Origin of the sequence: Limosilactobacillus vaginalis DSM 5837 = ATCC 49540 (genome assembly GCF_000159435.1) — a bacterium.
Lineage (GTDB): Bacteria > Bacillota > Bacilli > Lactobacillales > Lactobacillaceae > Limosilactobacillus > Limosilactobacillus vaginalis.
Window position 1 is genome coordinate 1 of sequence record NZ_GG693476.1, and the last position, 241, is coordinate 241.

The 241-nt window shown below is 52.3% G+C and carries 1 protein-coding gene; it reads right to left on the bottom strand.

Going from position 1 to position 241, the window contains the following annotated elements; translation table 11 throughout:
• The coding region (locus HMPREF0549_RS09065; RefSeq protein ID WP_003718009.1) for a TSUP family transporter at positions 1–241 on the bottom strand (241 nt) is incomplete at both ends.

Below are 241 nucleotides of genomic sequence, written 5' to 3' on the forward strand. Positions count from 1 at the left end.
AAAGGTCATGGCGATATTGAGTTTCTGATCGCTTAAACTAACCACTTTGCGGCGAATAAAGTAGATAGTAGCGGAAATAGAGCCGCCGCAGGCTTGCAGTTTATTGGTTGCCAGCGCATTAGCGGGAGACATCCCCGCTGCCATCAATGCCGGAATGGTGAGTAACCCACCGCCACCGGCAATCGAGTCGATAAATCCCGCCAGCATGGCGACAAAAAAGAGAACTCCCAGCAACAGCGGG